The sequence below is a fragment of the Thauera sp. 63 genome (assembly GCF_000310165.2).
Taxonomy (GTDB): Bacteria; Pseudomonadota; Gammaproteobacteria; order Burkholderiales; family Rhodocyclaceae; genus Thauera; species Thauera humireducens.
On the sequence record NZ_AMXC01000002.1, the window covers coordinates 37,488 to 61,745 of the forward strand.

The following is a 24,258-nucleotide window of genomic DNA, read 5'->3' on the forward strand; positions in this document are numbered from 1 at the left end:
GTTGGTTGAAACGCAGGAAAAATCAGGCCAGCGCGGGGGCGCGGCCGAGTACGTCGAAACCCCTGCCGATCAGGGACTCGATGTTCAGTGCGATGCCGATCAGGCGATCTTCGGCCATTGGCGGTCCCATCAGCTGAAGTCCAACCGGCATGCGGCTGGCGTCCAGGCCCACGGGCAGGGTCAGCGCGCACCAGCCGAAGAGGTTGCTGATGACCGTATTGCGCAAGGCCATCATGTTCGCGGGGCCGTAGGCCGAGACCTCGGCGATGTCGGTCAGGCGCGGCGGACTGATCGGAACGGTCGGGGAGAGCAGGACATCCACCTCGTCATAGATGCGCGTGGCGCCCGCAGCGCAGCGTTTGAGCACGGCCTTGCGGCGCAGGTACTCGACCGAGGAGATGCCGTCGGCCCCCTGGACCCGGGCGCGCACCACGGGATCGAGCCGGTCGATCTTGTGAGGGAAATGTTCATTCAGGTACGCGGCCAGTTCGGGCGCGGCCAGACCGCCTTGCCGGAAGATCTCGTACGCTTCATCGCAATGCGACAACTGGAGCCGGACAATCCGCGCACCTGCTTGCGCCAGGCGTTCGATCGTCGACTCGACGAGCGCACCGATGCTGGAATCGATGTCGTGCCAGAAGAAGTTGTCAGGCACCCCGATGCGCAGACCGTCGAGCGGACGGGGCGTACCCGGGCTCGCCACCCTTAGGCCCCTGTCGTCGATGGCCGAGAAGGCGAAGGCAAGGTCCTCGACCGTACGTGCAAGCAGGCCCGGCGTATCCAGCGAGGACGACAAGGGCACGATGCCATCGAGCGACCAGCGGCCGTAGGTTGTCTTCAGTCCGACCTGTCCGGTCATTGACGCAGGCACGCGCACGGACCCGGCCGTATCCGTGCCCAGCGCGAGCAGGGCGCTTCCCTGGACCAGGGAGACGCCTGCGCCCGAGCTCGAGCCGCCGGGGGCGCGATGTTCCGACGCGGACCAGGGGTTGAACGGCGTGCCCCAGTGGGCGTTGACGCCGATGCCCCCGAACGCGAACTCGACCGTATGCGTCTTGCCGACGACGATGCCCAACTGCCTTTGCAGGCTGGAGATCACCGGCCCAGCGGCCTGCCATGCCTCAGGCAACTGCTCGGCGCTGCCGGCGAATACCGGCAGGCCCGGTACGCCGTAGAGGTCCTTCACCGAAACCGGGATCCCCATCAGCGGGCCGAGATCCACGCCCTGGGCAAACAGGGCATCGCTTGCCTCGGCGAGCTTGCGGGCACGGTCACCATCCCAGGTCTTGTAAGCGTTCAGGCGATTCTCGGTACGCAGGAAGTTCCGCGTGCAGTGTTCGATGAGTTCGACCGCTGTCTGCTCGCGATGGCGCAGCCGGCGCGCATGCTCGGCCAAGGGCAGGTAGCTTGTGTCCAACGGTGACCCCCGTAATCGTTTGGATGAACTATTTGTGTCAATTCATCGTACGATCGCATCACACCGGGGGCAACGGCCCATAAATAAACTTAGTTTTTACAAAGCGTGAACAATAGATTCTCGATCGAAGACCTGCAGGTGTTCTCGGAAGTCGTCCGGACACTCAACTTTTCGCAGGCCGCTCAAAGGCTTGGCGTGTCGCCTGCCTTCATTTCAAAGCGTATTCAGGTGCTTGAGGCGCAGCTCGAGTGCAAGCTCTTCCATCGCTCTACGCGTCAGGTTTCGCTCACGGAGCAAGGCGAGCACGTCTATGAGCTCGGTCGTTCGATCCTCGACAAGGTGAGCGAACTCCACGAGGAACTGGGGGTAAAGCGAAACGAGCCGCGCGGCGTCCTGCGGGTGTCGACGAGCTTCGGCTTCGGACGCCGGGTCGTAGGGGAGAGCCTGGCGGAGTTCTCGCACAAGTACCCCGAGATCGAGGTTCGGCTCGATGTGCTCGATCATCTGCTCGATCTCGCGCAGAACAAGATCGACCTCGATGTGCGCATCGGCGACGTCATCTCGCCGCACTACATCGCGAAGCGCCTTGCACGTAACCACCGCATCCTTTGCGCCGCGCCGTCCTACCTCGAGCGCTGCGGAACACCGACGGATCTCAACGAGCTTGCGCAGCACAACTGCCTGATCATCAAGGAACGAGACCACCCCGTCGGGCTATGGAAGCTGACGCGTCGAGGCCGGAACTACAACGTCAAGGTACGCGGCTCGCTGGTCACCAACAACGGCGAGATCGCGGTTGCATGGGCGCTTGCAGGCCATGGCATCATGCTGCGCTCGATCTGGGACGCTCGTACGCATCTCGATTCGGGGCTGCTGGTGAACATCCTCCCCGACTACACGCAGGAAGCGAACATCTGGGCCGTCTATCCCGAGCGGCTCAGTTCCTCCGCGAAGATCAAGCTTTGCGTGAAGCACATGGAAGAGTTTTTCCAGCGTTGGGAACAGCGCTGATCCTTTTCCCGCCGGTTGCCGGACCCGGTTCTTCCCCCTCTTTAGTCCGGCTGGGAGAGGGTGAGGGCACTGCCAGGGCAGCTGAACCAAAAAGATCGAAGAAAGGCTTGCATTGTTTCTCGTCATCACTTATAGTTCTGTTTCTCCGACGCGGGGTGGAGCAGTCTGGCAGCTCGTCGGGCTCATAACCCGAAGGTCGCAGGTTCAAATCCTGCCCCCGCAACCAAAAAAGTCAAAAAAGCCAATCACTTCACAGTGGTTGGCTTTTTTGTGTTTGGGCGCACGTGGGCACAGTGCGCATCCTCGCTGTACGGATTTTGTGCGCAAGGGTTTGACGCCGGTCGGCGCTATCATCTCGCACTTCGTTATTTGAGCTCGACCAACGATGCTGCCGATCAACTACCGAGGTGCGAGTTCAGTGCGGTTCGTGCCGGGGGATTTCCAGCCGACGGCCGAACAGCTGGCGATTCAGCGCTGCCAGAATCGCTATGTCATCGCAATGTCCGCTGCCGGGTCAGGCAAGTCGACGACCATCGCGCTCAAGGTGATGGAGAACGTCCGGTACGGGAAGGATCCGCGCAAGATCCTGGTGCTGACCTTCTCGCGTGAAGCGGCGCAGGTCATCCGGCGGATGATCGCCAAGCTTTCAAACGATGCGCAGCTCGCGAATGCCATCAGGTGTATCGCGTTCGACGACTTCTGTGTCGAGGTGCTGAACGGCTTTGGATACGAGCGGGCCGAACAGCTATCGTCGATGGACGAAGTCTGCGCATATGTCCGGAAGGCGGCGGCGAACATCAAGAAGCGCGAGGACGATCGCGTGCGGCCGCTCGAGATCGTGCTACCCGAGCATAACGAGCAGATCGCCGAGTTCGTGCGGAATGCCCGCCTGATGAAGGCCAATCTGTTGAGCCCCGACCTCGATGAGGACGAAACCTACGAAGACCGGGCGATCCGGTACGGGCTTCCAGAGAGCTTCTTTTATATCTATCGGGAGGTAGAGCGGGTCCGCGGGGCGGGCAGCTATTACGACGACCGGCCGGCGGCCTGGCGGAGCGAATTCGACGCAACTTTCGATCTGGCGAGGATGCTGATTGAGACGCAGGGCCGGATCCGGATGCCGACGTACGAGTTCGTCGCCGTCGACGAACTGCAGGACATGAACCCGGCAAGTTACGAGGTCTTGAAGTGGCTGCTGGATCCGTCGCATGAATCGGTCGAAGGATCGATCGCCGCGGAGATCCTGGGCCCGAAGCCCGTCTACTTCATCGGCGCGGGTGACTTTGACCAGATCATTCACGGCTGGGCGGGATCCAATATCCGCTTCATGAAGGAGTGTTTCGGGGCAGAGTGGCCATCTTCTTCGGTCGTCCGTCTCACGCTGTCGAGCACCTACCGCCACGGGCCGATCATGGCAAAGATGGTGTCGGCGCTGATGGGGGACGGGAGCGATAACGAGCGGGTGCGATCCGGGAGATCGCACAAGACCGAAGTCCGGGTAGAGCGCTATGCAGACCACGGTGCCGCCGCCGGCAAGCTCGTTGCGGCACTTGTGGACTTCAGGAAGCGAGGCGGACGTCTCGACGATACGGCGATCATCCTGCGCTCGCCCTATCAGTCCATCCTTGTCGAGAATGCGCTCTTCGAGGCCGGCCTGAACTGGCGTATCGAGGGGATGGAGAGTTATCTGATGCGGCCCGAGGTCCTGGTGCTGCGGGGCATCATGGCCTTTGCGCTGGACGATCTGACGACGATTCCTGGCGACGATAAATTTTCCAGAGTCATCAGTTCTCTGCTGCTTTGGCAGCAGTTCGAATGGGCGCCGGAGCGTCTTCAAGGGAAGTATCTGAAGGATGCGGCCAAGGATCCGGGGCTGAATTTTCAGCACTTCCTGCAGGGGGTGCTGCTGCGTCCGCGAACGATCTATGACCGGCGTGTCGCCCGTCTATCGTGGGAGCGGCAATCAATGGAGGAGACCGCGCTCCTTGAGCGGATCCAGGCGTTGAATCGGAGCGGCCAGACCGCCGAGGCCGAAGAATTGCGCCGGCGCAGCGATTACGAATCGAGCACGGTCGAGGAGACACCCGAGGAGAGAAGGAATCGTCTGCGGCTCGACGCGTCGGTGGCGCTCATTCGGGGCGCTGCGCCTGACGCTCCCGCTCACGTCCTGCTCGAACAGGTCGTAGCCACCCTGGACATGAAGAACAAGGCGCGCTTGCTGTTCGTTGACCCGGCCATGGCGCGAATGGTGTCTCAGTCGTTGGACGGCTTCGTGCAGAGTGCCAAGCGCAGGAACTGTTCGCTGCGCGAGTTCGCGAACTGGCTGAAGGATGTCGATATCGCGCTCCGAAAGGCCAGGCCGATGAACACGCTGCTGGTGTGTTCGGTAGAGGCGGCAAAGGGGCAGGAGTTCGAGGCGGTCCTTCTTCCGTTCCTGGAGGCGGGTGCTTTCCCGGCGCGGGATGCCGACCCGCACGAGGAGCGCAACCGCTTCTATGTCGCTGTCACGCGCGTCTGCGACGAACTGACCCTGCTGGTGCCGGAGGACGAGCAGCGCGTGAGCCCCTACGTCAAGTCCCTGAAGGTGGCGCGGTCGCTTCGGGAGGGGGGCTTTCTCGATCGCTGCAGTGATGACAATCGGTGATCCTTCGCTAGCAATACTCCGCCTTCGTCTCGACTTGTGCTTGCGGGCGGCCACATCAAGCGGGTCTGGCAGGCCACGCTGCGGGTATGTTGGGCTGGCTCAACCGGTGCTCATCGCCGTGTTGCCATGCAGCTTTTCCAGGCCAGTGTGATGCTGGCGGAGCGTTCCCGACTTTCCTTGGCTTCGCCATTTCCTGTGGTCGCGATTCGTGCCGCAACGCTGCGCATCCGACGACCTTTCGGGATGTACTCAAGAAGTTCGCCCAGTGAGATCAGCCATGGATGCCGGGTGGGCTCGGGCGATTTGCCGGGAAAAACGAACCAAGTAGCCGGTGTCCGATTACCGTGATGATCAGCAAGCTCAGGGTGCCCAGCGCCCAGACCGTCCAGAGCAGCGGGCTGAGCCACGCCATGCCGGCGGCAAGCCAAGGCATGATCTGACGGACCCCTTCGATGGTGGCGACGAGACCCGTGTGGATCGATTGGAGCCAGGCAGGGTCAATCCACAGTGCTAACCAGGACGGCAGCGCTGTTGCGTCGAGAACCGTACTGAGGTCGTTCTGAAGCGCAGTGCCCGACTTATGCGCAATCCAGTCGATGACATGAACAGTGAGTGCGGTCATCCCCGTCCACGCGGCGAGGGTCACGAAAAACAGGATCCAGATGATCGTTTTCATGTTGGCGTAATTCTTCCAATTGATGTGGAACGGTGAGTGTTCGATCTTCGTTGCTCGTCCGCGGTTGAGGCAATTGAGCTTACTGGCTGAAAGTCAGGCCCATCAGTGACAGCAGTTCGGTGGCGGCGACGGTGCCGCCCCACCACAGCAGCCCGACCGAAGCGACCGCGGCCAGCGTCACCAGATAACCGGCCAGCAGCATCAGGCCGTCACGCAGACGCAGCCCCCAGGAGATCAAGACGATGGCGAGCGCCGGCAGCACGTTGTCGAAGCTGATGATGGGGACGGGGATCATCATCGACAATCCCGCGGCGCAGAGCATCAACCCGTTGGCAACGCGCGCGGGCTTGTCGCTCAAGCGCAGCATGCGCGGTCGTCCCCACCGTGCGATGACCTGGATGACCCGGCTGGTCATGCGCTCGAGCAGCATCCGGGCGCGATCGTTCATCTCTCGCCTGGCAAGCCAGGCGGGCAAGGGCACGGGCTGGCCGCTAAGCAGCCCGAACGCGATCAGAATGGAAAAAGCGCCCACCACCGAAGCCATCCCCGGTAGTGCCACCGGAACAAGAAGTGGCATTGCCAGCAGGCTCAACCAGACCATGCGTTGCCGATTGCTTTGACCCACGGCGTCGGCCATCGTACCGTTCATCGAGGCCAGTCGCGCCCCGGCAATCCGTTCCAGGGTAGCTCGTCGTTTGTCCTTCATGACCAATAGACCCTGCTTGAACTATTCGGCAGTTCGGACTCGTGATCGGGTTCTGCGGTTCCCCGAGGTTTCGCCCCGGTTGCGCAACGACGCACGACACAGGCTTTCCACAGCAGCATCTTCCGGAGAACACATTCCATGCCCAACACCCGAAACCTCACCGCCGTCCGGATGCGGCATGGATGACAATTTCCGGCCCCAGTGGATCGGGGGCGACAGCGCGCACCGCGCCGCGATGTCGGCTCCCCGACTCGACCCCGCGGCGCCCCTGCTGTTCGTGATCAATGCCGGTGCGGGTGCGCTCGACCTTGAGGCCAAGCAGGCCGTGATCCGGCGTGCGCTCGCCGAGCATGGGCGAAAGGGTGAATTGTTGGCGTGCGAACCTGCTGATCTGGGACGGGTGGCCACCGAGGCCGCGGCGGCGGCGGCAGCGCGCGGCACGGCCGTGGTGGCGGTCGGTGGCGATGGAAGCCTCAACACGGTGGCGCAGGCTGCGCACGCAGCCTGTTGCCCAATGGGCGTCATCCCCTACGGTACCTTCAACTACTTTGCCAGGACGCACGGGATCGCCACCGAGCCGGACGCTGCGGCACGCCAGTTGATGGATGCGAGCCCGATGCCGGTGCAGGTGGGGGCCATCAACGACCGGATTTTCCTGGTCAATGCCAGCCTGGGCGCTTACCCCGAACTGTTGCAGGACCGCGAGGCCTGGAAAGCGCGCTTTGGCCGCAGCCGCTGGGTGGCGTTCGTGGCGGCTTGTGCGACCTTGCTGCGTGCGCAACGCCGACTGCGGCTGCACATCGAAACGGCTACCTCGGTGCGTGATGTGCAGACCCTGACGCTCTTCGTCGGCAACAACCGGCTGCAGTTGCAACAGGTCGGCGTGGATCCTGAAGACACCCTGGACGGGTCGCCCGGCGACGGCAGCATGGCCGCGCTGATGCTGCGGCCCATCGGTACGATGTCGATGCTCGGACTGATGCTGCACGGGGCAATGGGCAGACTGGGAGATGCCGCCGGCGTGGAAACTTTCGAGTTCCGGCACATGGTGGTGAGGCCCAGGCTGGCCACGAGACGCAAGGTGTTGGTCGTCGCGTTTGACGGAGAAGTGACACGCATGCGCGCGCCGATCGACATGCGTGTGCTGGACAAGCCCTTGTACCTGCTCCAGGCATCAGGCGCAGGCGGCAGGGCCAGTGCGCCCGAGGCCGCGGCATGAGTGTGCTGCTGCACATTTCCGACACCCATTTCGGCACCGAAGACCCGCGGGTGGTCGAGGCCCTGGTCACTCTGGCCGCCCAGCAGCGCCCGGATATGGTGGTGCTGTCGGGTGACATCACGCAGCGTGCGCGGCCCGCCCAGTTCCGCGCGGCAAAGACCTTCGCCGATCGACTGGGGGCGCTGGTTCTGGCTGTGCCGGGCAATCACGACATCGCACTGTTCGACCTATGGGCGCGCCTCACCCGCCCGTATGCGCGCTACGCCAAGGCGTTCGGATCTGATCTCGAGCCGGTTCACGCTTCGCAGGATCTCCTCGTTATCGGCGTCAACACCACGCGCCCATGGCGGTTCAAGAACGGCGAAGTGTCCGCGGCGCAGATCGATCGCGTGGCTGCACGGCTGGCAGGCGCCAGCGCGCAGCAGTTGCGCGTGGTGGTGGTCCACCAGCCTGCGGCCGTCATCAAGGCTGAAGACCGCGGCGACCAGTTGCGCGGCCACCATGCGGCCTTGCAGGCCTGGTCGGCTGCCGGGGCGGACCTGGTGCTGGGTGGGCACATTCATCTGCCCTACACGCTGGCACAGCACGGTTTGGCGCGGCGACTCTGGGTCGTACAGGCGGGAACCGCGGTCTCGTCACGCATACGCCTCGAGGTCCCCAACTCCGTAAACATCCTGCGCTGGGGCGCGTCGTGCGCTGAGCAGGTACGGCGCGGCGCCGATGCGGGCAAGGACTGCCTTCTCGAGCAGTGGGACTATGCGCGCCACGAAGATGCCTTCGTCCGCACGGCGGTCACGTCGGTCGCGCCCGAGCGCGACTGATCGGAAGGCGGTGTCGGCGACAGGGCGAGCCGCTGCTGGCCCCTCGTCGGCATGAGGCAGAGCCGCGGATGTCAGGGCTGTCGGCAATGCCGCCGTCCGGCGCCGATTGGTGCCCTGTCGCGAAGGACTGCTTCACGCGAACAGACAGCGCTAACGATCAGTCGGACTACAAATCCTGACGATCGTCAAAAACCTGGCATTGGTTCTTGCCGGCCTGCTTGGCAATGTACATGGCCTGGTCGGCTTGGCGCATGAGCTGATCGGGTGCGATCGGTTCGCGTTGGGGGTAGAAGGTAACCCCGATGCTGCCCGACACCTTGACCGTTGCGTTATCGAGGGCAACAGGCTGATTGATGGCGGCCAGCAGGCGAGCGATGGGTTGTTCGATGTCGCTGCGGCTGTCCAGTGCGCTCATCACCACCACAAACTCATCCCCACCCAGTCGTGCCACGGTGTCTTCGGCGCGCAGACTTTCCGTCATGCGCTGCGACACGGTTTTCAGGAGGACATCGCCAGCGTCATGACCATGAAGATCATTGACGGCCTTGAATCCGTCCAGGTCGATGAGCGCGACTGCGACGAGCTTGCTGCTGCGTCGGCTCTGGAGCAGGGCCTGCTCCATGCGGTCGGCGAGCAGGGTGCGGTTGGGGAGGCCGGTCAGCGAGTCGAAGTGGGCGAGCTTACGCAGGCGCTCTTCAGCTTCTTTCTGCGGGGTGATATCCGAGAACAGCCCGACGTGGTGAAGCACCTCACCCGAGGGGCTTCGCACCGTGCCGATTGTGAGCAGTTCGGCATAGTCTCGGCCGGATTTGTGACGGTTCCAAATCTCGCCCTCCCAGTAGCCATTGTCCTTGACCGAGCGCCACATCGCCTCATAGAAAGCCGGGTTGTGGCGCCCCGATTTGAACAGGCGCGGGTTCTCGCCAAGCAATTCGTCGCGCGACCAACCGGTGATGTCTGAACAGGCGGCGTTGGCCTCGACAATGCAGCCCTGCGGGTCGGTGATGATGATGCCCTCGCGGGCGCCACTGAACACGCTGGCCGCTAGCTCCAACTGGGTATGCGCATGATGCAACTCGGTGATGTCGGTACAGGAACCCACAATCTCGAGGACGGTGCCGGCATCGTCCAGAACGGCATTGTGGTGTAGCTCGACCCATTTCTGGCCCGCAGCGTCATGGGCAAGCCGGTAGGTGCCACTGAGCAGGCCGACAAAACCCCGTTCCCGCCAGGCCAGCAGTCCATCGCGCAGCGTTGCGCGGTCCTTGGGATGGATGGAGCCAAGCAGGTGCTCCAGATCGAGCGAGTCAGCATGGTCTGCGGGGCCGAGCAAAGCTTCAGCGTTGGGGCTGATGAATGTGCAGTTCAGCGTGTGGGGGTCAAGCGCAAACACAACCGACGGCGTGTTGCGCAGCAGGCCGGACAGACGTTGCGCTTGGGCGCGCTGCGCGTCGACCAGCGAGGCAATCTCGTCGGCCATCGCGTTGAACTGCTCGCCCAGGTGACGAAACTCGTCCTGCGACTGAACCTGAACCCTGACACTGAGGTCGCCTGCAGCAAAGAGGGCGGAGCCTTCATTGATGGTGTTTACCGAGCGCCGGATCGACGTGTAGATGGCGGCAAACAGCGTGCTGATGATGACGAAGAAGCTCATCAGCACAAGGACGTCAGCAATCATTGCGCGCCGCACGTCCGCCAGGCCCGCTTCGATCATGGCCACTGACCGAGGGTACAGATGATCGACATGAAGTCGTCTGGCCGCGTCGATGGCCTGCGTGGCGACGTCGAAGAGGTCTGCGGCCTCGACGGGTGCAGGAGAAAGGTAGGTGCTGGAGCGCGTGGTATTGCGGACATACCGGATGGCATCATGAAGCTCGCGCACCACAGGGTCATCCATGTGAAGGCTATCGGGCAGCAACCTGCTGATACGGTCGATGCGGTTGTGTGTGTGGCCTTCCACGATATCGACGGCCGACACGCGGCCAGCAAGTTCAGAGGTGATGCCTGCATCGCGCCCGCCCGCCAACAAGGTGCCGGTGGCGTAACCGCGCAGATTGGCCAGGCTTTCGACCAGACTAGGCAGTGACCGAATCTGCGCCAGATTGAGGTGGTAGAGCGCCGGGTTCGAGGTGGCGGTGATGCCTGCCTCATCCCCGATGTCCACGATCCACGCGAGCAACTCGTTTACTGCCGCCGTATGGGTGTCAAAGCTGGACTGCGCGCTTGATTGATCTTCGGTGGAGTGGATGGCGCGCTCGATACCCGCACGTACGGATGCCCAGCGGGGATGCAAGGCCGTGAGCGAATCAAGCCGCACGAGGGCCGCTTCCACCCGTTCGATGCCGCTGCGAACTGCTGCCTTCTGCTGAGGGAGGCGGGCCGTGAAATCGTCACCACCCTTACGCGCGGTGAAGGTCACCCCACGCTGGAGCTGAAGCTCGATCATCAGTGCGAGAGAGTCACGCACCAGCCCTAGACCACCGATTGCGCGCTCAGCCACCACGGCTTGCGCGCGGTAATGGGCGTAGATCTGGTGCAGGAACCCGGCTGCCGCGACGACAAACACCACGGCCACGGTCGCGAACTTCCAGCGAAAGCTGAGGCGGTCCAGGAGACGGACGATGAACGCGAACGGGGCGTAGAAGGCGGGCGTAGAGGGGGCGCTCAAGGCTGGTTCTGGGCGCCCCTTCGCTGGGTGGGGCGTGATTGTCTCAGAGTCCCGAGTGTACCTCCATCGAGTATGCGGTACTGCAACATCGGTCACGCCCCGTCTGTGTTTGCGGGGCTGGAGCGATCGTCGAGCATGCGTCAATGCAGTAAGGCGCTGAGATGCGCCTCAGTCCGACTGCTTCTTGATCCGGTAGTTGAGCTGCGGCCGGGTCATGCCCAGCAGCCGCGCGGCGGCGGCGAGGTTGCCGTTGGCGCGCTCGACGGCGCGTTGCAGGAGGCTTTGCTCGAAGGCGTCGAGCGACACCCCTGACTCGAGCACGGCAGCGGCGAGATCCTGTGGCGACTGCCGTGTGGCTTCGAGCGCGCCGTGCGCGCCCAGCGAGTGTTGCTGGGCGGCCTCACTGAAGTTGCCGATGAAAAGGTGCTCGACCTCGATCATGCCGTTTTGTGGCGCGAGGATCACGCCGCGCTCGAGCACGTTCTCGAGTTCGCGCACATTGCCGGGCCAGGTGTGGAGCTTCAGCGCGTGCATGGCCTTGTCGCTGATGCCGGCGATGCGCTTGCCATGCAGGGTCTCGAAGCGGCGGACCATGGCATCGACCAGGGCCGGGATGTCGCCCGTTCGCTCGCGCAGCGGTGGGATCGTCACCGGATAGACGTTGAGGCGGTAGAGCAGGTCGCGGCGGAAGGTGCCGGCATGGACGGCCTTCTGCAAGTCGACGTTGGTCGCGGCGACCAGCCGCACATTGACCTTGCGCGTCCGCTCGTCGCCGAGCCGTTCGATCTCCCCTTCCTGCAATACGCGCAGCAGCTTGGCCTGGGCCGGTAGAGGCAATTCGCCGACTTCGTCGAGGAACAGCGTGCCGCCGTGCGCGCGCTCGAACTTGCCCGCACGTGAGGCGTGGGCGCCGGTGAAGGCGCCGCGCTCGACCCCGAACAGCTCGGATTCGATCAGCTCGTCGGGCAGGGCGGCGCAGTTTACCGCGACGAAGGGCTCGTCCTTGCGCGGGCTCATCTCATGCAGGGTGCGTGCGAAGCGCTCCTTGCCGACGCCGGTTTCGCCGAGCAGCAGTACCGAGACGTTGGTTGACGCGGCACGGCTGATCAGGTCGTAGGCGTGGAGGAAGGCCGCGGAGTTGCCGATGAGGTCGGCGGTCCGGCGCGGGCAGGCGATCGTGTGGCGCATGGCCTCGATCTCGTCGCGCAGTTCGAGCAGGCGACCGACGATCGAGTCGGCCTCGAAGTACGGCCGCAGCTCGTCCGCGTCGGGCCACGCCTCGGCGGGTTTGCCGACGATGCGGCAGTGTTCGCTCCCCGTCGCCGCACACTCGACTTCCTTGAACAGGATGAAGCGTCCCATGAAGGCGCTGGTGTAGCCCGAGGCATAGCCGATCATCATCCAGCACACCGGGTGGTCCACTTCACCAAAAGCCTGCACGTGCGCCTCGGCTTCCCAGGCGTTGTACCACAGGAATTCGCCGTAAAAGACGTTGTCCGCGCCGCCAAACTCGAGCCGTACCGGCTCGACCTGCGCACAGTCCTCGAGCATGTGCAGTTGTGGCCCGACCACGAAGGCGTCTGCGGGTTCGCTGGTGCCGCGCGTCTTGCGCGCCAGTTCGGCGTCGCGCATGCCGGAGGCGAAGCCCATGCGCGTGAGGATGCGGCGTGCCTGTTGCTGGCCCACCGAAGCGATCAGTTCCTTGCGCAGTTCGGACATGGCGCCGGCATGCAGGAGCAGCATACGGTGCTCTCCCAGCCAGATGTGCCCGTCTTCCGCAGCGAACCGGAGCAGGCTGCGGAGATCTGCGCTCTCCGGGTAATGGATAGTGGCCAAGGGTCTCCTCCAGGTCAGGTCGCTCCGCTCTGCGGCGGGTCGTTCCCCGGACACCTCGGCGTTGTCCGGACTGAGGTCGAAGCTTAACCGAGGCGGCTCCTGTTTAGGGAGCGGGGACTTCTGGCGATGATAGTAAGAATCTCGAGATAAATAAACGATTGGCACGATTCTTGTAACGGTGCGCCACATCGCCGGTATGCGCGACCAATTGCTGATCGCGTACAGGCGTAGTGATACGCACGACGACAGGCACATCGAGAGAGGAGGCCGTAAGGATGGGGCAGAGATTCGCGGTGACGATCGAGGACAGTGGAGAACGGGTTTCATGCGCCGAGCAGGACAGCGTGCTGCACGCGATGGAGGCCCTTGGCCGCAAGGGGATTCCGGTCGGTTGTCGCGGGGGCGGATGCGGTGTCTGCAAGGTGAGGATTACCGGCGGCGCATACCACACGCGGAAGATGAGCCGTGCCTGCGTGTCCGAAGCGGAAGAGGCGGACGGGGTGGTGCTGGCATGCAAGCTGTTCCCCGACAGCGACCTGAGCCTGAAGGTGGTGGGGAAGATGGCGAAGGCGGTCTGTGCGGAGGGGCATAACTGAACCGTAGATCGGACAACCTGGCAGGGTGCCGAACGGGTCGGCGGACGCAAGTCCCCGGCCGTTCTGCTTTCGGGCTCCGGTTGTGCAGGGCAATAAAGTCAGTGAATCAAATAATCAACGAAATCCATGAATGGATCATTTGATCAAACCATGCGCCTGCCTGGTGTGGCGTTCAAATCTCGATAATGCGGATAAATAGCGCCAATACGAGGATTAGCTGAGATTGGCACGGAAGTTGTTAATACCTTCCCCGTAGCAAGCCCGTGTTGATCAAACCGAAGGAGTGGGGGATGAAGCGTACAGAGCCCGAAATCGACCTCAGCCGTAAGTTCGTGCGCCTGATCGAGCGTCGGCCCGACGGTTTCGTGGAATTCGAGTTCGCGATCGGCGATCCCGAACTCTACGCCGAGATGCTGCTTCCGGCGGAGGCCTATGCCGCGTTCTGCGAGGTCAACAGCGTGACCTTCCTCGAGCCCCGTGAAGAGGGCGGCGCGGGCGAGACGGAGGATTGGAACTGGAACCTGCATCAAGCCACGCACCAGCGGTTCCGCTGAGCGTGACCCACAAGCACAAGGAGGAGAATCCATGCAGATCGATTTGCGCACCGTCACCATCAAGCCGCTGCGGCATACGTTCGACAACATCGCCCGGCGCATCGGGGGCGACAAGCCGGCGTCGCGGTACCAGGAAGGCACGCTGGACATGCAGCAGACGGCCAACTTCCATTACCGGCCGACCTGGGACCCCGAGCACGACATCTACGATGCCTCGCGCACGGCCATCAGGATGGCCGACTGGTATGCCTTCAAGGATCCGCGCCAGTTCTACTACGGCGCCTACACCATGGCGCGCGCCAAGCAGCAGGACACCGCGGAGGCCAACTTCGACTTCGTCGAGAACCGCGGCCTCGCTGCGACCCTGCCCGAGTCGGTGCGCGATACCGTGCTGAAGCTGCTGCTGCCGCTGCGCCACGTGGCCTGGGGTTCGAACATGAACAACGCGAGTGTCTGTGCCTACAGCTACGGCACCGGCTTCTCGCAGCCGCACATCTACCAGGCGATGGACCAACTCGGCATCGCCCAGTACCTGACCCGCGTCGGCCTGCTGCTCGGCGACGTCGAATCCCTGGACGAAGCCAAGCGCGCCTGGATGGAGGACGACACCTGGCAGGGTCTGCGTCGCTACGTCGAGGATTCCTTCGTGATCAAGGATCCGGTGGAGCTCTTCGTGGCGCAGAACGTCGCGCTCGATGGCCTGCTGTATCCGCTGGTGTACGAAACCATCGTCGATGACGTGCTTTCGTCCCGGGGCGGCACCGCGGTGGCGATGCTCACCCAGTTCATGACCGACTGGTTCGCCGAGACCAGGAAATGGGTCGATGCCACGGTGAAGATCGCGGCGGCCGAGTCGCCCGAGAACAAGGAGGTCATGGCGCGCTGGCTGAGTCAGTGGCGCGATCGTTCGGCCTCGGCACTGTTGCCGGTGGCGCGCATCGCCCTCGGCAATCGCTCGGACGAGGTTCTCGCCGAAGCCGTCCAGCAATTCAACGCACGCATGGCCAAGGCCGGCGTCACCCTCTGAGCGGAGCACCCAATGTCGACCGTATTTCTTGCGTTGCAGACCAACGAAGACACCCGCCCGATCATCGAGGCGATCCTGCAGGACAACCCTTCGGCAGTCGTGGACGAGCAGCCCGCGATGGTGAAGATCAACGCCGACGGCCGCCTCGTCGTGCGCCGCGAGACGATCGAGGAGATCACCGGCCGTGCGTACGACCTGCAGGAGCTGCAGGTCAACATGATCACCATGTCGGGCAACCTCGATCAGACCGACGACGAGATCACCCTGTTCTGGAAATCCTGAGACCCCGAGGAGACAAGACGATGGACATGCAAGTTGCCAAGAAGAAGCTCGGCCTGAAAGAGCGCTATTCGGTGATGACCCGGGGCCTCGACTGGACCCCGTCCTACCAGAAGATGGAAGACATCTACCCCTACATCGCCTACGAGGGGATCAAGATCCACGACTGGGACAAGTGGGAGGACCCGTTCCGCCTGACCATGGATGCCTACTGGAAGTACCAGGCCGAGAAGGAACGCAAGCTGTACGCGATCATCGACGCCTTCAACCAGAACAACGGCCACCTCAACGTCACTGACGCGCGCTACATCAATACCGTCAAGCTCTTTATCAGCGGCATCAGCCCGCTCGAGTACGTCGCCCACCGCGGCTTCGCCCATGCCGGCAGGGCTTTCCCCGGCCCTGGTCCGCGCGTCGCCTGCCTGATGCAGTCGCTCGACGAGATCCGCCACGCGCAGACGCAGGTGCACGCGATCTCGAACTACAACAAGTACTACAACGGCATGCACGACTTCCATCACATGCATGACCGCGTGTGGTTCCTGTCGGTGCCGAAGAGTTTCTTCGACGATGCCATCACCGCCGGCCCGTTCGAGTTCATGGTCTCGATCGGCTTCTCGTTCGAGTACGTGCTGACCAACCTGCTGTTCGTGCCCTTCGTCTCGGGCGCCGCCTACAACGGCGACATGGGCACGATGACCTTCGGCTTCTCGGCGCAGTCCGACGAGGCCCGCCACATGACGCTGGGCCTCGAGGTGATCAAGTTCATCCTCGAGCAGGACCCGGCCAACGTGCCCATCGTGCAACGCTGGATCGACAAGTGGACCTGGCGCGGCTACCGCGTGCTGACCCTGGTGGCGATGATGATGGACTACATGCTGCCCAAGCGCACGATGAGCTGGAAGGAAGCCTGGGAGGTGTACTTCGAAGAGAACGGCGGCGCGCTGTTCAAGGACCTCGCCCGCTATGGCATCAAGATGCCGAAGTGCGCCGAGCAGATCGCGCTCGAGAAGGACCACCTGTCGCACCAGGCCTGGAGCACCTTCTACAACTACGCCGCCGCCGCCAACTTCCACACCTGGATGCCGGACGAGGACGAGATGGCGTGGCTGTCGGCGAAGTACCCGGAGAGCTTCGACAAGCACTACCGTCCGCGCTACGAGTTCTGGCGCGAGCAGGCCGTCAAGGGCAACCGCTTCTACAACAAGACGCTGCCCATGCTGTGCCAGACCTGCCAGATCCCCATGCTGTTCACCGAGCCCGGCGACCCGACCAAGATTTGCTACCGCGAGGTCGACTACAAGGGCGACAAGTACCACTTCTGCTCGGATCACTGCAAAGCGATCTTCGAGCACGAGCCGGAGAAGTACGTCCAGGCCTGGCTGCCGGTGCACCAGATCTACCAGGGCAACTGCTTCCCCGAGGGCACCGACCCGACGGTCGAGGGCTTCGACGCGCTTGGCGCGGTGCTCAAGTACTACAACCTCGAGCATGGTCGCGACAACCTCGACTTCGACATCTCGGAAGACAAGAAGAACTTCGCCGAATGGCGCGGCCAGGCGACGAAGAACATCTGAGCCCGCGACCGACGACAAGACATCAGGAGACATGACATGGCTGTAGTCGCCATTTCCAAGTACGACTTCGCGCCCGCCGACACCCAGGACAAGTTCCACGGCGCGCAACTGCTCTACATCGGCTGGGAAGACCATCTGCTGTTCTGCGCCCCGTTCTGCTTCCCCTTTCCGCCGACGATGCGTTTCGGCGACGTGGTTGCGGGGCCGATGAAGGCGGCCTTCGGTTACCACCCGGACTTTGCCCGGATCGACTGGGCGAAGGTCGAGTGGCTGAAGTCCGGCAAGCCGTTCGCGCCCGACTTCGACAAGTCGCTCGCCGACAACGGCCTCGGGCACAAGGACGTAATCCGCTTCCGCACGCCGGGCCTGACCGGCATCAAGGGTTCGTGCAGCTGACGCTGCGCAAGGATGGCGGCCCGCTGCGGCGGGTTGCCAACCTCGCCCGGCGGAGAACGCAAAAGAACGGAAACGCATCATGAGCTACGAACTGACCATTGAGCCGATCGGCCAGACCATCGAAGTGGAGGAGGGCCAGACCATCCTCGACGCCGCCCTGCGCGCGGGGGTTTGGCTGCCCCATGCCTGTTGCCACGGCCTGTGCGCCACCTGCAAGGTGCAGGTGATCGACGGCGAGGTCGACCACGGCGAGGCGTCCAGTTTCGCGCTGATGGACTTCGAGCGCGACGAGGGCAAGACGCTGGCCTGCTGTGCGCGCCTCGAGTCCGACGTGACGATCGAGGCCGAGATCGAGGAGGAGGCGGACGCGGAGTCGATCCCGGTGCGCGACTTCCCCGGCACCGTGACCCGCATCGAGGCGCTGACACCGACGATCAAGGCGGTGTTCATCGAGACCGACGAGCCGATGCACTTCCAGGCCGGCCAGTACATCAACTTCTTCCTCGAAGGCGGGGAGTACAGCCGGGCCTTCTCGCTGGCGAATCCGCCTTCGACCGGACGCGAGGTGGAGCTCAACATCCGCATCGTGCCCGGCGGGCGGGGCACCACCTGGATCCACGAGCAGTTCAAGGTCGGCGAGCGTGTGCGCCTGTCCGGCCCCTATGGTCGCTTCTTCGTGCGCAAGTCGGCGCCCGAAGCGCTGCTGTTCATGGCCGGTGGCTCGGGGCTGTCGAGCCCGCGCTCGATGATCCTCGACCTGCTCGAAGCCGGCGACACGCGACCGATGACCTTGGTGCACGGCCAGCGCAACCGGGGCGAGCTGTATTACCACGACGCGTTCCTCGCGCTCGCCGCGAAGTACCCGAACTTCAGCTATGTCCCGGCGCTGTCGGACGAGCCGGCCGACTCCGGCTGGGACGGCTTCCGCGGCTATGTCCACGAGGCGGCGACGGCGCACTTCGATAATGACTTCCGCGGACACAAGGCCTACCTGTGCGGCCCGCCGCTGATGATCGACGCCTGCATCACCGCGCTGATGCAGGGCCGCCTGTTCGAGCGGGATATCTTCATGGAGAAGTTCTTCTCCGCGGCCGATGTCCAGCAGGTCCGCAGCCCCCTGTTCAAGCGCATCTAGTGTTCTCTGGCCGGCGGCGCCTGCCCGGCTGCCGGCCTGTGTCGTGACGATTTCAAACCGCCGCGGGAATCCACCCCGGCAATCAATATGGAGAGGAGACAATCATGGCAATGACTGGTGTTCTGCGTCCGGGCCACGCCCAGATCCGCGTGCTCGACATCGAGGAAGGGGTCAAACACTACGGCAAGGTGCTCGGCCTGATCGAGACCGGCCGCGACAGCCAGGGCCGCGTGTACTTCAAGGCCTGGGACGAGCGCGACCACCACAGCGTGATCCTGCGCGAGGCCGACAGCGCCGGCATCGACTTCTTCGGTTTCAAGGTGTCGGACCAGGCCACGCTCGACAAGCTCGACCGCGACCTGCAGGCCTACGGCGTGAAGACCGAGCGCATTCCGGCCGGCGAGCTGCTCAAGACCGGCGAGCGCGTGCGCTTCGAGGTGCCGTCCGGCCACCTGATCGAGCTGTACTGGGAGAAGAGCGACTACGGCAACGACGACACCTACACCAATCCGCCGCCCTGGACCGACGACGCCGAGCGTGGCATCGCTCCGATCCGCCTCGACCATTGCCTGCTCTACGGTCCCGACATCGAGAAGGTGCAGGACATCTTCGTGAACGTGCTCGGCTTCTACCTCGTCGAGCACGTGATCATGGAAGACGGCAAGAGCGATCTGGCGATCTGGCTGTCGTGCTCGATCAAGGCGCACGACATCGCCTTCGTCCGCCATCCCGAGCCGGGCAAGCTGCACCACGTCTCCTTCCTGCTCGAAAGCTGGGAGAAGGTGCTGCGGGCGGCCGACATCATGTCGATGAACCGGGTGTCGATCGACATCGGTCCGACCCGCCACGGCATTACGCGCGGCACCACGATCTACGCCTTCGACCCGTCGGGCAACCGCTTCGAAGCCTTCTGCGGCGGTTATCAGTGCTACCCGGACTGGAAGCCGATCCGCTGGACCTGGGACGAGGTCGGTGCCGGCATCTTCTACCACGACCGCAAGCTCAACGAGCGCTTCCTGACCGTGGTGTCGTAAGCGGCAGCGGCCACGGCAGCCTCGCTGCCGTGGCCGGGTCTCAGTGCTTGCCCTTGCCGGTGAAGAAGTCTGCCGGCATGCGCCTGACGGCATCCAGGGTGCGCAGGATGTGCTCTGTCAGGATCGAGGTGGCGCGGGTCGCATCGCGTGCCAGCGTTGCCTCGAACAAGGCCTGGTGCTCGGCATGGATGTCGCGGGCGATGGGCTGTCGGAACAGGCTGATGCGGCGGTACCGCTCGGACTGCTGGTAGAGGATGTGCTGGAAATGACGGATCCAGCGCGAGCCGGAGGCGGAGATGAGGGCTTCATGGAAGGCGCGGTTGCGGACCTCCCATTCCTGCGTGGTGCCGACGTCGTGATCGGCCAGGCGCTGCTCGGCACGCGACAGGCGGTGGAAGGCGGCGACGATCGCGGCTTCCCACTCCTCGCCACCCGAGGCGATCGATTGCCTGAGCGCTTCGGTCTCGAGCAGTACGCGGGTGCGGGTGATGTCTTCGAAGTCGGCGATCGAGATCGGCGCGACACGGAAGCCACGCTGGCCCTGCGCGACGACCAGGGCGTCGGTCACCAGCAGCAGGAGCGCCTCGCGCAGCGTGCCGGCGCCGACGTCGTAGCGGTCCTTGAGGTGCTCGACGCGCAGCTTCTCGCCCGGTGCATGCACGCCCTCGATGATGTCGCGGCGCAGACGCTGATAGGCGCCTTCGACCAGGGTCTTGGGTTCCAGGGCTTCCGGGGCTTGGGTGAGGGCGTTTTCGCTCATGGCGGCGAGGGATCTGAAGGAAGGTTTCGCTTGCATTCTAGCTGACGCGAGGCACTGCTGTAGATTGATTAAAATATCGAGAAAACATATTGACGTCGAGAAAATGGTAGTCTAAGTTCATGCAGGTAAGGCGCAAGGGCGCGAAATGGGAGTCGAGAGAATGAAGCTTGCCGTCACGCAGAACACGATCAGCTGGGAGGCCGCGCATGCGGCGGTGGAGGCCGCCGTGCAGGAGGCGCAGCGGCTCGGTGTGCGCATCAACGTCGCCGTGGCCGATGCTGCGGGCAACCTCGTCGCCTTCCTGCGCATGCCGGGGGCCTTTCCGCAGTCGATCGCGATCGCCATCGACAAGGCCTACACGGCGGGCGGCTTCGGTTTCCCGACCGGCGACTGGATGAAGGTGGTGGGCGACAACGAGGGCATGAAGCTCGGTTTCTCCGCCCAGCCGCGGCTCATCGTCTTCGGCGGTGGCCTGCCCATCCGCAGTGGTGGCGCCCTGCTGGGCGGCATCGGCGTGTCCGGTGCCTCGGAAGAACAGGATGGCATCTGCGCACAGGCCGGCCTGCGCGCGATCGGTGCCGACGACAACGAAGCGTGAGGGAGCGCAGTCAATGAAACAGATCCACAACTTCATCAACGGCGAGTTCGTCGCCACGGCCAAGTCCTTCGACAAGTTCTCGCCGCTGGACAACGCGCTGATCGCCAAGGTGCACGAGGCCGGCAAGGCCGAGGTCGATGCGGCCGTCGCCGCGGCCCGCGCCGCGCTGAACGGACCCTGGGGCCGCATGACCGTGGCCGAGCGCGTCGACCTGCTCAACGCGGTGGCCGACGGCATCAACAAGCGCTTCGATGATTTCCTGGCGGCCGAATGCGCCGACACCGGCAAGCCGCGCAGCCTCGCCAGCCACATCGACATCCCGCGCGGCGCGGCCAACTTCAAGGTGTTCGCCGACGTCATCAAGAGCGTGCCGACCGAGTTCTTCGAGATGGCCACTCCTGACGGCCGCGGCGCGCTGAACTACGCCGTGCGCCGCCCGGTGGGCGTGGTTGGCGTGATCTGCCCGTGGAACCTGCCGTTGCTGCTGATGACCTGGAAGGTCGGCCCCGCGTTGGCCTGCGGCAACACCGTGGTGGTGAAGCCGTCCGAAGAGACCCCGCAAACCGCGACGCTGCTGGGCGAAGTCATGAACGAGGTCGGCATGCCCAGGGGCGTGTACAACGTGGTGCACGGCTTCGGCCCCGGTTCGGCGGGCGAGTTCGTCACCACCCATCCCGGCGTCAATGCCATCACCTTCACCGGCGAGACGCGCACCGGCGCGGCGATCATGAAGGCAGCGTCAGACGGCGCGCGCCCGGTGTCGCTGGAGATGGGGGGCAAGAACCCCGCCATCGTCTTCGCCGACTGCGACTTCGATGCCGCCATCGAAGGCACGATGCGCTCGGTCTTCGCCAACTGCGGCCAGGTCTGCCTGGGTACGGAGCGGGTCTATGTCGAACGTCCGATCTTCGACCGCTTCGTCGAGGCGCTGAAGAAGGGTGCCGAAGGCCTGCGGCTCGGCCGGCCGGAGGATGCAGCCACCGGGCTCGGCCCGTTGATCTCGCAGGAGCACAAGCGCAAGGTGCTGTCCTACTACGAGAAGGCGAAGGCGCTGGGCGCCACCGTGGTCACCGGCGGCGGCGTGCCCGACATGCCGGGCGAGCTGGCGAACGGCGCCTGGGTGCAGCCCACCATCTGGACCGGCCTGGACGACAGCTCGCCGATCGCGCGCGAGGAGATCTTCGGCCCCTGCACCCTGATCCAGCCTTTCGACGCCGAAGACGAGGTGATCCGCCGCGCCAACGACACCGAGTACGGCCTTGCCTGCTCGGTGTGGACCAAGGATCTGGCGCGCGCGCACCGTGTCGCCGGCCAGATCGAAGCCGGCCTGGTGTGGGTGAACTCCTGGTTCCTGCGCGACCTGCGCACCCCCTTCGGCGGGTCGAAGCAGTCGGGCATCGGCCGCGAAGGCGGCGTGCATTCGCTCGAGTTCTACACCGAACTCAAGAACGTCTGCATCAAGCTGTGAGGAACGCCGCCATGGACAAGAACACCATCGAACAGCTCGGCGACGAGCTCTATCAGGCGCTGGTCAAGCGCGAGGTGCTGGCGCCGCTCACCGAGCGTCATCCCGACATCACCATCGAGGACGCCTATCGCGTCCAGCAGCGCATGATCGCGCGGCGCCTCGAGGCGGGCGAGCGCATCGTCGGCAAGAAGATCGGTGTCACCAGCAAGGCGGTGATGAACATGCTCGGCGTGTTCCAGCCCGACTTCGGCATGCTCACCGACGGCATGCTCTACAACGAGGGCGAGGCGATTTCCGCCAACACCCTGATCCAGCCCAAGGCCGAAGGCGAGATCGCCTTCGTGCTGAAGAAGGATCTCAAGGGTCCGGGCGTGACCGCGGCCGACGTGCTGGCCGCCACCGAAGGCGTCATGACCTGCTTCGAGATCGTCGATTCGCGCATCCGCGACTGGAAGATCAAGATCCAGGACACCGTCGCGGACAACGCCTCGTGCGGTGTGTTCGTGCTGGGCGACAGCCTGGTTGATCCGCGCAAGGTCGACCTGAACACCTGCGGCATGGTGCTGGAGAAGAACGGCGAGATCGTCGCCACCGGCTCGGGCGCCGCGGCGCTGGGGGCGCCTGCCAACGCGGTGGCCTGGCTGGCCAACACCCTGGGCGCACTCGACATTCCGCTGAAGGCCGGTGAAGTCGTCCTGTCCGGCTCGCTCGCGATCATGGTGCCGGTTGCGGCTGGCGACAACCTGCGCGTCACCATCGGCGGCATCGGCAGTTGTTCGGTGCGTTTCGTCTGATTGCGCGTGTCCGGTTCGCAACTGCACGGCTCCCGTCTCCCACTTTCTCCGGGGGCCGTGCGGTCTGCGTCCTCACGCCACTCCTTGCAAGGAAGCTCTCATGAACAAGATCAAATGCGCCCTGATCGGTCCGGGCAACATCGGCACCGACCTGCTGTACAAGTTGAAGCGTAGCCCGGTGCTGGAGCCGGTGTGGATGGTGGGGATCGACGCCACCTCCGAGGGCTTGGCGCGTGCGCGCGAGATGGGCCTCAAGACCACCGCCGAGGGCGTCGACGGCCTGCTGCCGCATGTGCTGGCCGACGGCGTGCAGATCGCTTTCGATGCCACCTCGGCCTACGTCCATGCCGAGAACAGCCGCAAGCTCAACGAGCTGGGCGTGCTGATGATCGACCTCACCCCGGCCGCGATCGCCCCCTTCTGCGTGCCGCCGGTCAATCTGGCCGAGCACGTCGGCAAGGGTGAAATGAACGTCAACATGGTCACCTGCGGCGGCCAGGCCACGATCCCGATGGTCGCGGCGGTGTCCCGCGTGCAGCCGGTGGCCTACGGCGAGATCGTCGCCACCGTGTCCTCCAAGTCGGCCGGTCCGGGCACGCGCAAGAACATCGACGAATTCACCCGCACCACCGCAGGCGCGGTCGAGAAGGTGGGCGGCGCGAAGAAGGGCAAGGCCATCATCATCCTGAACCCGGCCGAGCCGCCGCTGATCATGCGCGACACGGTGCACTGCCTGACCGAGACCGAACCGGACCAGGCCGCGATCACCGAATCCATCCACGCCATGATCCGCGAGGTGCAGAAGTACGTGCCCGGCTACCGCCTCGTGAATGGTCCCGTGTTCGATGGCAACCGCGTCTCGGTCTTCCTGGAAGTCGAAGGCCTGGGTGACTACCTGCCCAAGTACGCCGGCAACCTCGACATCATGACCGCGGCCGGTGCGCGCACCGCCGAGATGTTCGCCGAGGAGATCCTCGCCGGGCGCCTGAAACTCGAATCCAACCGCGCCACGATGGTGGCCTGAGCGGCGACCAGACGAAGG

The 24,258-nt window shown here is 64.0% G+C and carries 22 protein-coding genes and 1 tRNA gene; 17 read left to right on the forward strand and 6 right to left on the reverse strand.

The features are described 5' to 3' along the window. Positions 1–22: 22 nt before the first annotated feature. The gene (locus C664_RS02325; RefSeq protein WP_004252811.1) at positions 23–1,417 is read right to left on the reverse strand and encodes an amidase; all 1,395 of its coding nucleotides are present in this window, start codon (positions 1,415–1,417) and stop codon (positions 23–25) included. Between the two features lie 105 nt (positions 1,418–1,522). Between C664_RS02325 and C664_RS02330 the strand changes: the two genes are divergently transcribed. The 3 genes from C664_RS02330 to C664_RS02340 all read left to right on the forward strand — a co-directional run bounded on the left by C664_RS02330 (position 1,523) and on the right by C664_RS02340 (position 5,072). Then, positions 1,523–2,428 (forward strand): LysR substrate-binding domain-containing protein, encoded by a 906-nt coding sequence (locus tag C664_RS02330; protein ID WP_038010717.1) that lies wholly within the window; start codon positions 1,523–1,525, stop codon positions 2,426–2,428. A gap of 149 nt (positions 2,429–2,577) precedes the next feature. Further along, positions 2,578–2,654: transfer RNA gene (locus tag C664_RS02335), tRNA-Met, on the forward strand. Between the two features lie 159 nt (positions 2,655–2,813). Beyond that, positions 2,814–5,072, forward strand: coding sequence for a UvrD-helicase domain-containing protein (locus C664_RS02340; protein ID WP_004252813.1), 2,259 nt, complete (start codon positions 2,814–2,816; stop codon positions 5,070–5,072). A 271-nt stretch (positions 5,073–5,343) separates the two neighbouring features. Here C664_RS02340 and C664_RS02345 read toward each other — a convergent pair whose 3' ends face one another. Continuing rightward, positions 5,344–5,748 carry a hypothetical protein gene (locus tag C664_RS02345; protein ID WP_004252814.1) on the reverse strand — a complete coding sequence of 135 codons (405 nt, stop codon included), beginning with the start codon at positions 5,746–5,748 and terminating at the stop codon, positions 5,344–5,346. Positions 5,749–5,827: 79 nt separating this feature from the next. Continuing rightward, the gene (locus C664_RS02350; protein WP_232435055.1) at positions 5,828–6,454 is read right to left on the reverse strand and encodes an exopolysaccharide biosynthesis protein; all 627 of its coding nucleotides are present in this window, start codon (positions 6,452–6,454) and stop codon (positions 5,828–5,830) included. 178 nt (positions 6,455–6,632) lie between these two features. Here C664_RS02350 and C664_RS02355 point away from each other — a divergent pair, with 178 nt between their 5' ends. Both C664_RS02355 and C664_RS02360 read left to right on the forward strand, forming a co-directional pair. Further along, complete coding sequence (locus tag C664_RS02355; protein ID WP_004252818.1) at positions 6,633–7,673, forward strand: diacylglycerol/lipid kinase family protein; 1,041 nt, start codon at positions 6,633–6,635, stop codon at positions 7,671–7,673. Next, complete coding sequence (locus C664_RS02360; protein WP_004252820.1) at positions 7,670–8,494, forward strand: metallophosphoesterase family protein; 825 nt, start codon at positions 7,670–7,672, stop codon at positions 8,492–8,494. Before C664_RS02355 ends, C664_RS02360 begins: the two co-directional genes overlap by 4 nt. 166 nt (positions 8,495–8,660) lie before the next feature. On the opposite strand, the gene C664_RS02365 is transcribed toward C664_RS02360, so the two are convergent. Both C664_RS02365 and C664_RS02370 read right to left on the reverse strand, forming a co-directional pair. Beyond that, positions 8,661–11,162: a diguanylate cyclase domain-containing protein gene (locus C664_RS02365; protein ID WP_004252822.1), complete on the reverse strand. Its 2,502-nt coding sequence runs from the start codon at positions 11,160–11,162 to the stop codon at positions 8,661–8,663. Positions 11,163–11,330: 168 nt separating this feature from the next. After that, positions 11,331–12,998 (reverse strand): sigma-54-dependent Fis family transcriptional regulator, encoded by a 1,668-nt coding sequence (locus C664_RS02370; protein ID WP_038010720.1) that lies wholly within the window; start codon positions 12,996–12,998, stop codon positions 11,331–11,333. A 275-nt stretch (positions 12,999–13,273) separates the two neighbouring features. Between C664_RS02370 and C664_RS02375 the strand changes: the two genes are divergently transcribed. From C664_RS02375 to C664_RS02410, 8 genes are all read left to right on the forward strand, one after another. Then, on the forward strand, positions 13,274–13,594 hold the full coding sequence (locus C664_RS02375) for a 2Fe-2S iron-sulfur cluster binding domain-containing protein (RefSeq protein WP_004252829.1): 321 nt from the start codon (positions 13,274–13,276) through the stop codon (positions 13,592–13,594). A gap of 290 nt (positions 13,595–13,884) precedes the next feature. Continuing rightward, a complete protein-coding gene (locus C664_RS02380) occupies positions 13,885–14,148 on the forward strand; it encodes a phenol hydroxylase subunit (RefSeq protein ID WP_004252831.1) in 264 nt (87 codons plus the stop codon). A 31-nt stretch (positions 14,149–14,179) separates the two neighbouring features. Then, positions 14,180–15,175, forward strand: coding sequence for an aromatic/alkene monooxygenase hydroxylase subunit beta (locus C664_RS02385; protein ID WP_004252833.1), 996 nt, complete (start codon positions 14,180–14,182; stop codon positions 15,173–15,175). A 12-nt stretch (positions 15,176–15,187) separates the two neighbouring features. Next, positions 15,188–15,457: an MmoB/DmpM family protein gene (locus tag C664_RS02390; protein ID WP_004252836.1), complete on the forward strand. Its 270-nt coding sequence runs from the start codon at positions 15,188–15,190 to the stop codon at positions 15,455–15,457. A 20-nt stretch (positions 15,458–15,477) separates the two neighbouring features. Next, a complete protein-coding gene (locus tag C664_RS02395) occupies positions 15,478–17,031 on the forward strand; it encodes an aromatic/alkene/methane monooxygenase hydroxylase/oxygenase subunit alpha (protein WP_004252838.1) in 1,554 nt (517 codons plus the stop codon). A gap of 36 nt (positions 17,032–17,067) precedes the next feature. Beyond that, positions 17,068–17,427: a phenol hydroxylase subunit P4 gene (locus C664_RS02400; protein WP_004252840.1), complete on the forward strand. Its 360-nt coding sequence runs from the start codon at positions 17,068–17,070 to the stop codon at positions 17,425–17,427. Between the two features lie 79 nt (positions 17,428–17,506). Next, positions 17,507–18,562, forward strand: a complete 1,056-nt coding sequence (locus C664_RS02405; RefSeq protein WP_004252842.1) for an NADH:ubiquinone reductase (Na(+)-transporting) subunit F — start codon at positions 17,507–17,509, stop codon at positions 18,560–18,562. Between the two features lie 104 nt (positions 18,563–18,666). Beyond that, the gene (locus C664_RS02410) at positions 18,667–19,596 is read left to right on the forward strand and encodes a catechol 2,3-dioxygenase (RefSeq protein ID WP_004252844.1); all 930 of its coding nucleotides are present in this window, start codon (positions 18,667–18,669) and stop codon (positions 19,594–19,596) included. A gap of 40 nt (positions 19,597–19,636) precedes the next feature. On the opposite strand, the gene C664_RS02415 is transcribed toward C664_RS02410, so the two are convergent. After that, a complete protein-coding gene (locus tag C664_RS02415) occupies positions 19,637–20,356 on the reverse strand; it encodes an FCD domain-containing protein (RefSeq protein WP_004252846.1) in 720 nt (239 codons plus the stop codon). Between the two features lie 160 nt (positions 20,357–20,516). Here C664_RS02415 and C664_RS02420 point away from each other — a divergent pair, with 160 nt between their 5' ends. From C664_RS02420 to C664_RS02435, 4 genes are all read left to right on the forward strand, one after another. Next, the gene (locus C664_RS02420) at positions 20,517–20,954 is read left to right on the forward strand and encodes a GlcG/HbpS family heme-binding protein (protein ID WP_004252847.1); all 438 of its coding nucleotides are present in this window, start codon (positions 20,517–20,519) and stop codon (positions 20,952–20,954) included. A 13-nt stretch (positions 20,955–20,967) separates the two neighbouring features. Next, positions 20,968–22,422 carry a 2-hydroxymuconic semialdehyde dehydrogenase gene (locus C664_RS02425; RefSeq protein WP_004252848.1) on the forward strand — a complete coding sequence of 485 codons (1,455 nt, stop codon included), beginning with the start codon at positions 20,968–20,970 and terminating at the stop codon, positions 22,420–22,422. A gap of 11 nt (positions 22,423–22,433) precedes the next feature. Next, positions 22,434–23,216 carry a 2-oxopent-4-enoate hydratase gene (dmpE, locus tag C664_RS02430; RefSeq protein ID WP_004252849.1) on the forward strand — a complete coding sequence of 261 codons (783 nt, stop codon included), beginning with the start codon at positions 22,434–22,436 and terminating at the stop codon, positions 23,214–23,216. A gap of 100 nt (positions 23,217–23,316) precedes the next feature. Next, positions 23,317–24,240 (forward strand): acetaldehyde dehydrogenase (acetylating), encoded by a 924-nt coding sequence (locus tag C664_RS02435; RefSeq protein WP_004252850.1) that lies wholly within the window; start codon positions 23,317–23,319, stop codon positions 24,238–24,240. The last annotated feature ends 18 nt before the right edge of the window (positions 24,241–24,258 follow it).

Coding starts and splice junctions, on each gene's coding strand:
- C664_RS02340 (WP_004252813.1), top strand. CDS start 2,814: ATGCTGCCGATCAACTACCGAGGTGCGAGTTCAGTGCGGTTCGTGCCG.
- C664_RS02345 (WP_004252814.1), bottom strand. CDS start 5,748: ATGAAAACGATCATCTGGATCCTGTTTTTCGTGACCCTCGCCGCGTGG.
- C664_RS02350 (WP_232435055.1), bottom strand. CDS start 6,454: ATGAAGGACAAACGACGAGCTACCCTGGAACGGATTGCCGGGGCGCGA.
- C664_RS02355 (WP_004252818.1), top strand. CDS start 6,633: ATGGATGACAATTTCCGGCCCCAGTGGATCGGGGGCGACAGCGCGCAC.
- C664_RS02360 (WP_004252820.1), top strand. CDS start 7,670: ATGAGTGTGCTGCTGCACATTTCCGACACCCATTTCGGCACCGAAGAC.
- C664_RS02375 (WP_004252829.1), top strand. CDS start 13,274: ATGGGGCAGAGATTCGCGGTGACGATCGAGGACAGTGGAGAACGGGTT.
- C664_RS02380 (WP_004252831.1), top strand. CDS start 13,885: ATGAAGCGTACAGAGCCCGAAATCGACCTCAGCCGTAAGTTCGTGCGC.
- C664_RS02385 (WP_004252833.1), top strand. CDS start 14,180: ATGCAGATCGATTTGCGCACCGTCACCATCAAGCCGCTGCGGCATACG.
- C664_RS02390 (WP_004252836.1), top strand. CDS start 15,188: ATGTCGACCGTATTTCTTGCGTTGCAGACCAACGAAGACACCCGCCCG.
- C664_RS02395 (WP_004252838.1), top strand. CDS start 15,478: ATGGACATGCAAGTTGCCAAGAAGAAGCTCGGCCTGAAAGAGCGCTAT.
- C664_RS02400 (WP_004252840.1), top strand. CDS start 17,068: ATGGCTGTAGTCGCCATTTCCAAGTACGACTTCGCGCCCGCCGACACC.
- C664_RS02405 (WP_004252842.1), top strand. CDS start 17,507: ATGAGCTACGAACTGACCATTGAGCCGATCGGCCAGACCATCGAAGTG.
- C664_RS02410 (WP_004252844.1), top strand. CDS start 18,667: ATGGCAATGACTGGTGTTCTGCGTCCGGGCCACGCCCAGATCCGCGTG.
- C664_RS02415 (WP_004252846.1), bottom strand. CDS start 20,356: ATGAGCGAAAACGCCCTCACCCAAGCCCCGGAAGCCCTGGAACCCAAG.
- C664_RS02420 (WP_004252847.1), top strand. CDS start 20,517: ATGAAGCTTGCCGTCACGCAGAACACGATCAGCTGGGAGGCCGCGCAT.
- C664_RS02425 (WP_004252848.1), top strand. CDS start 20,968: ATGAAACAGATCCACAACTTCATCAACGGCGAGTTCGTCGCCACGGCC.
- dmpE (WP_004252849.1), top strand. CDS start 22,434: ATGGACAAGAACACCATCGAACAGCTCGGCGACGAGCTCTATCAGGCG.
- C664_RS02435 (WP_004252850.1), top strand. CDS start 23,317: ATGAACAAGATCAAATGCGCCCTGATCGGTCCGGGCAACATCGGCACC.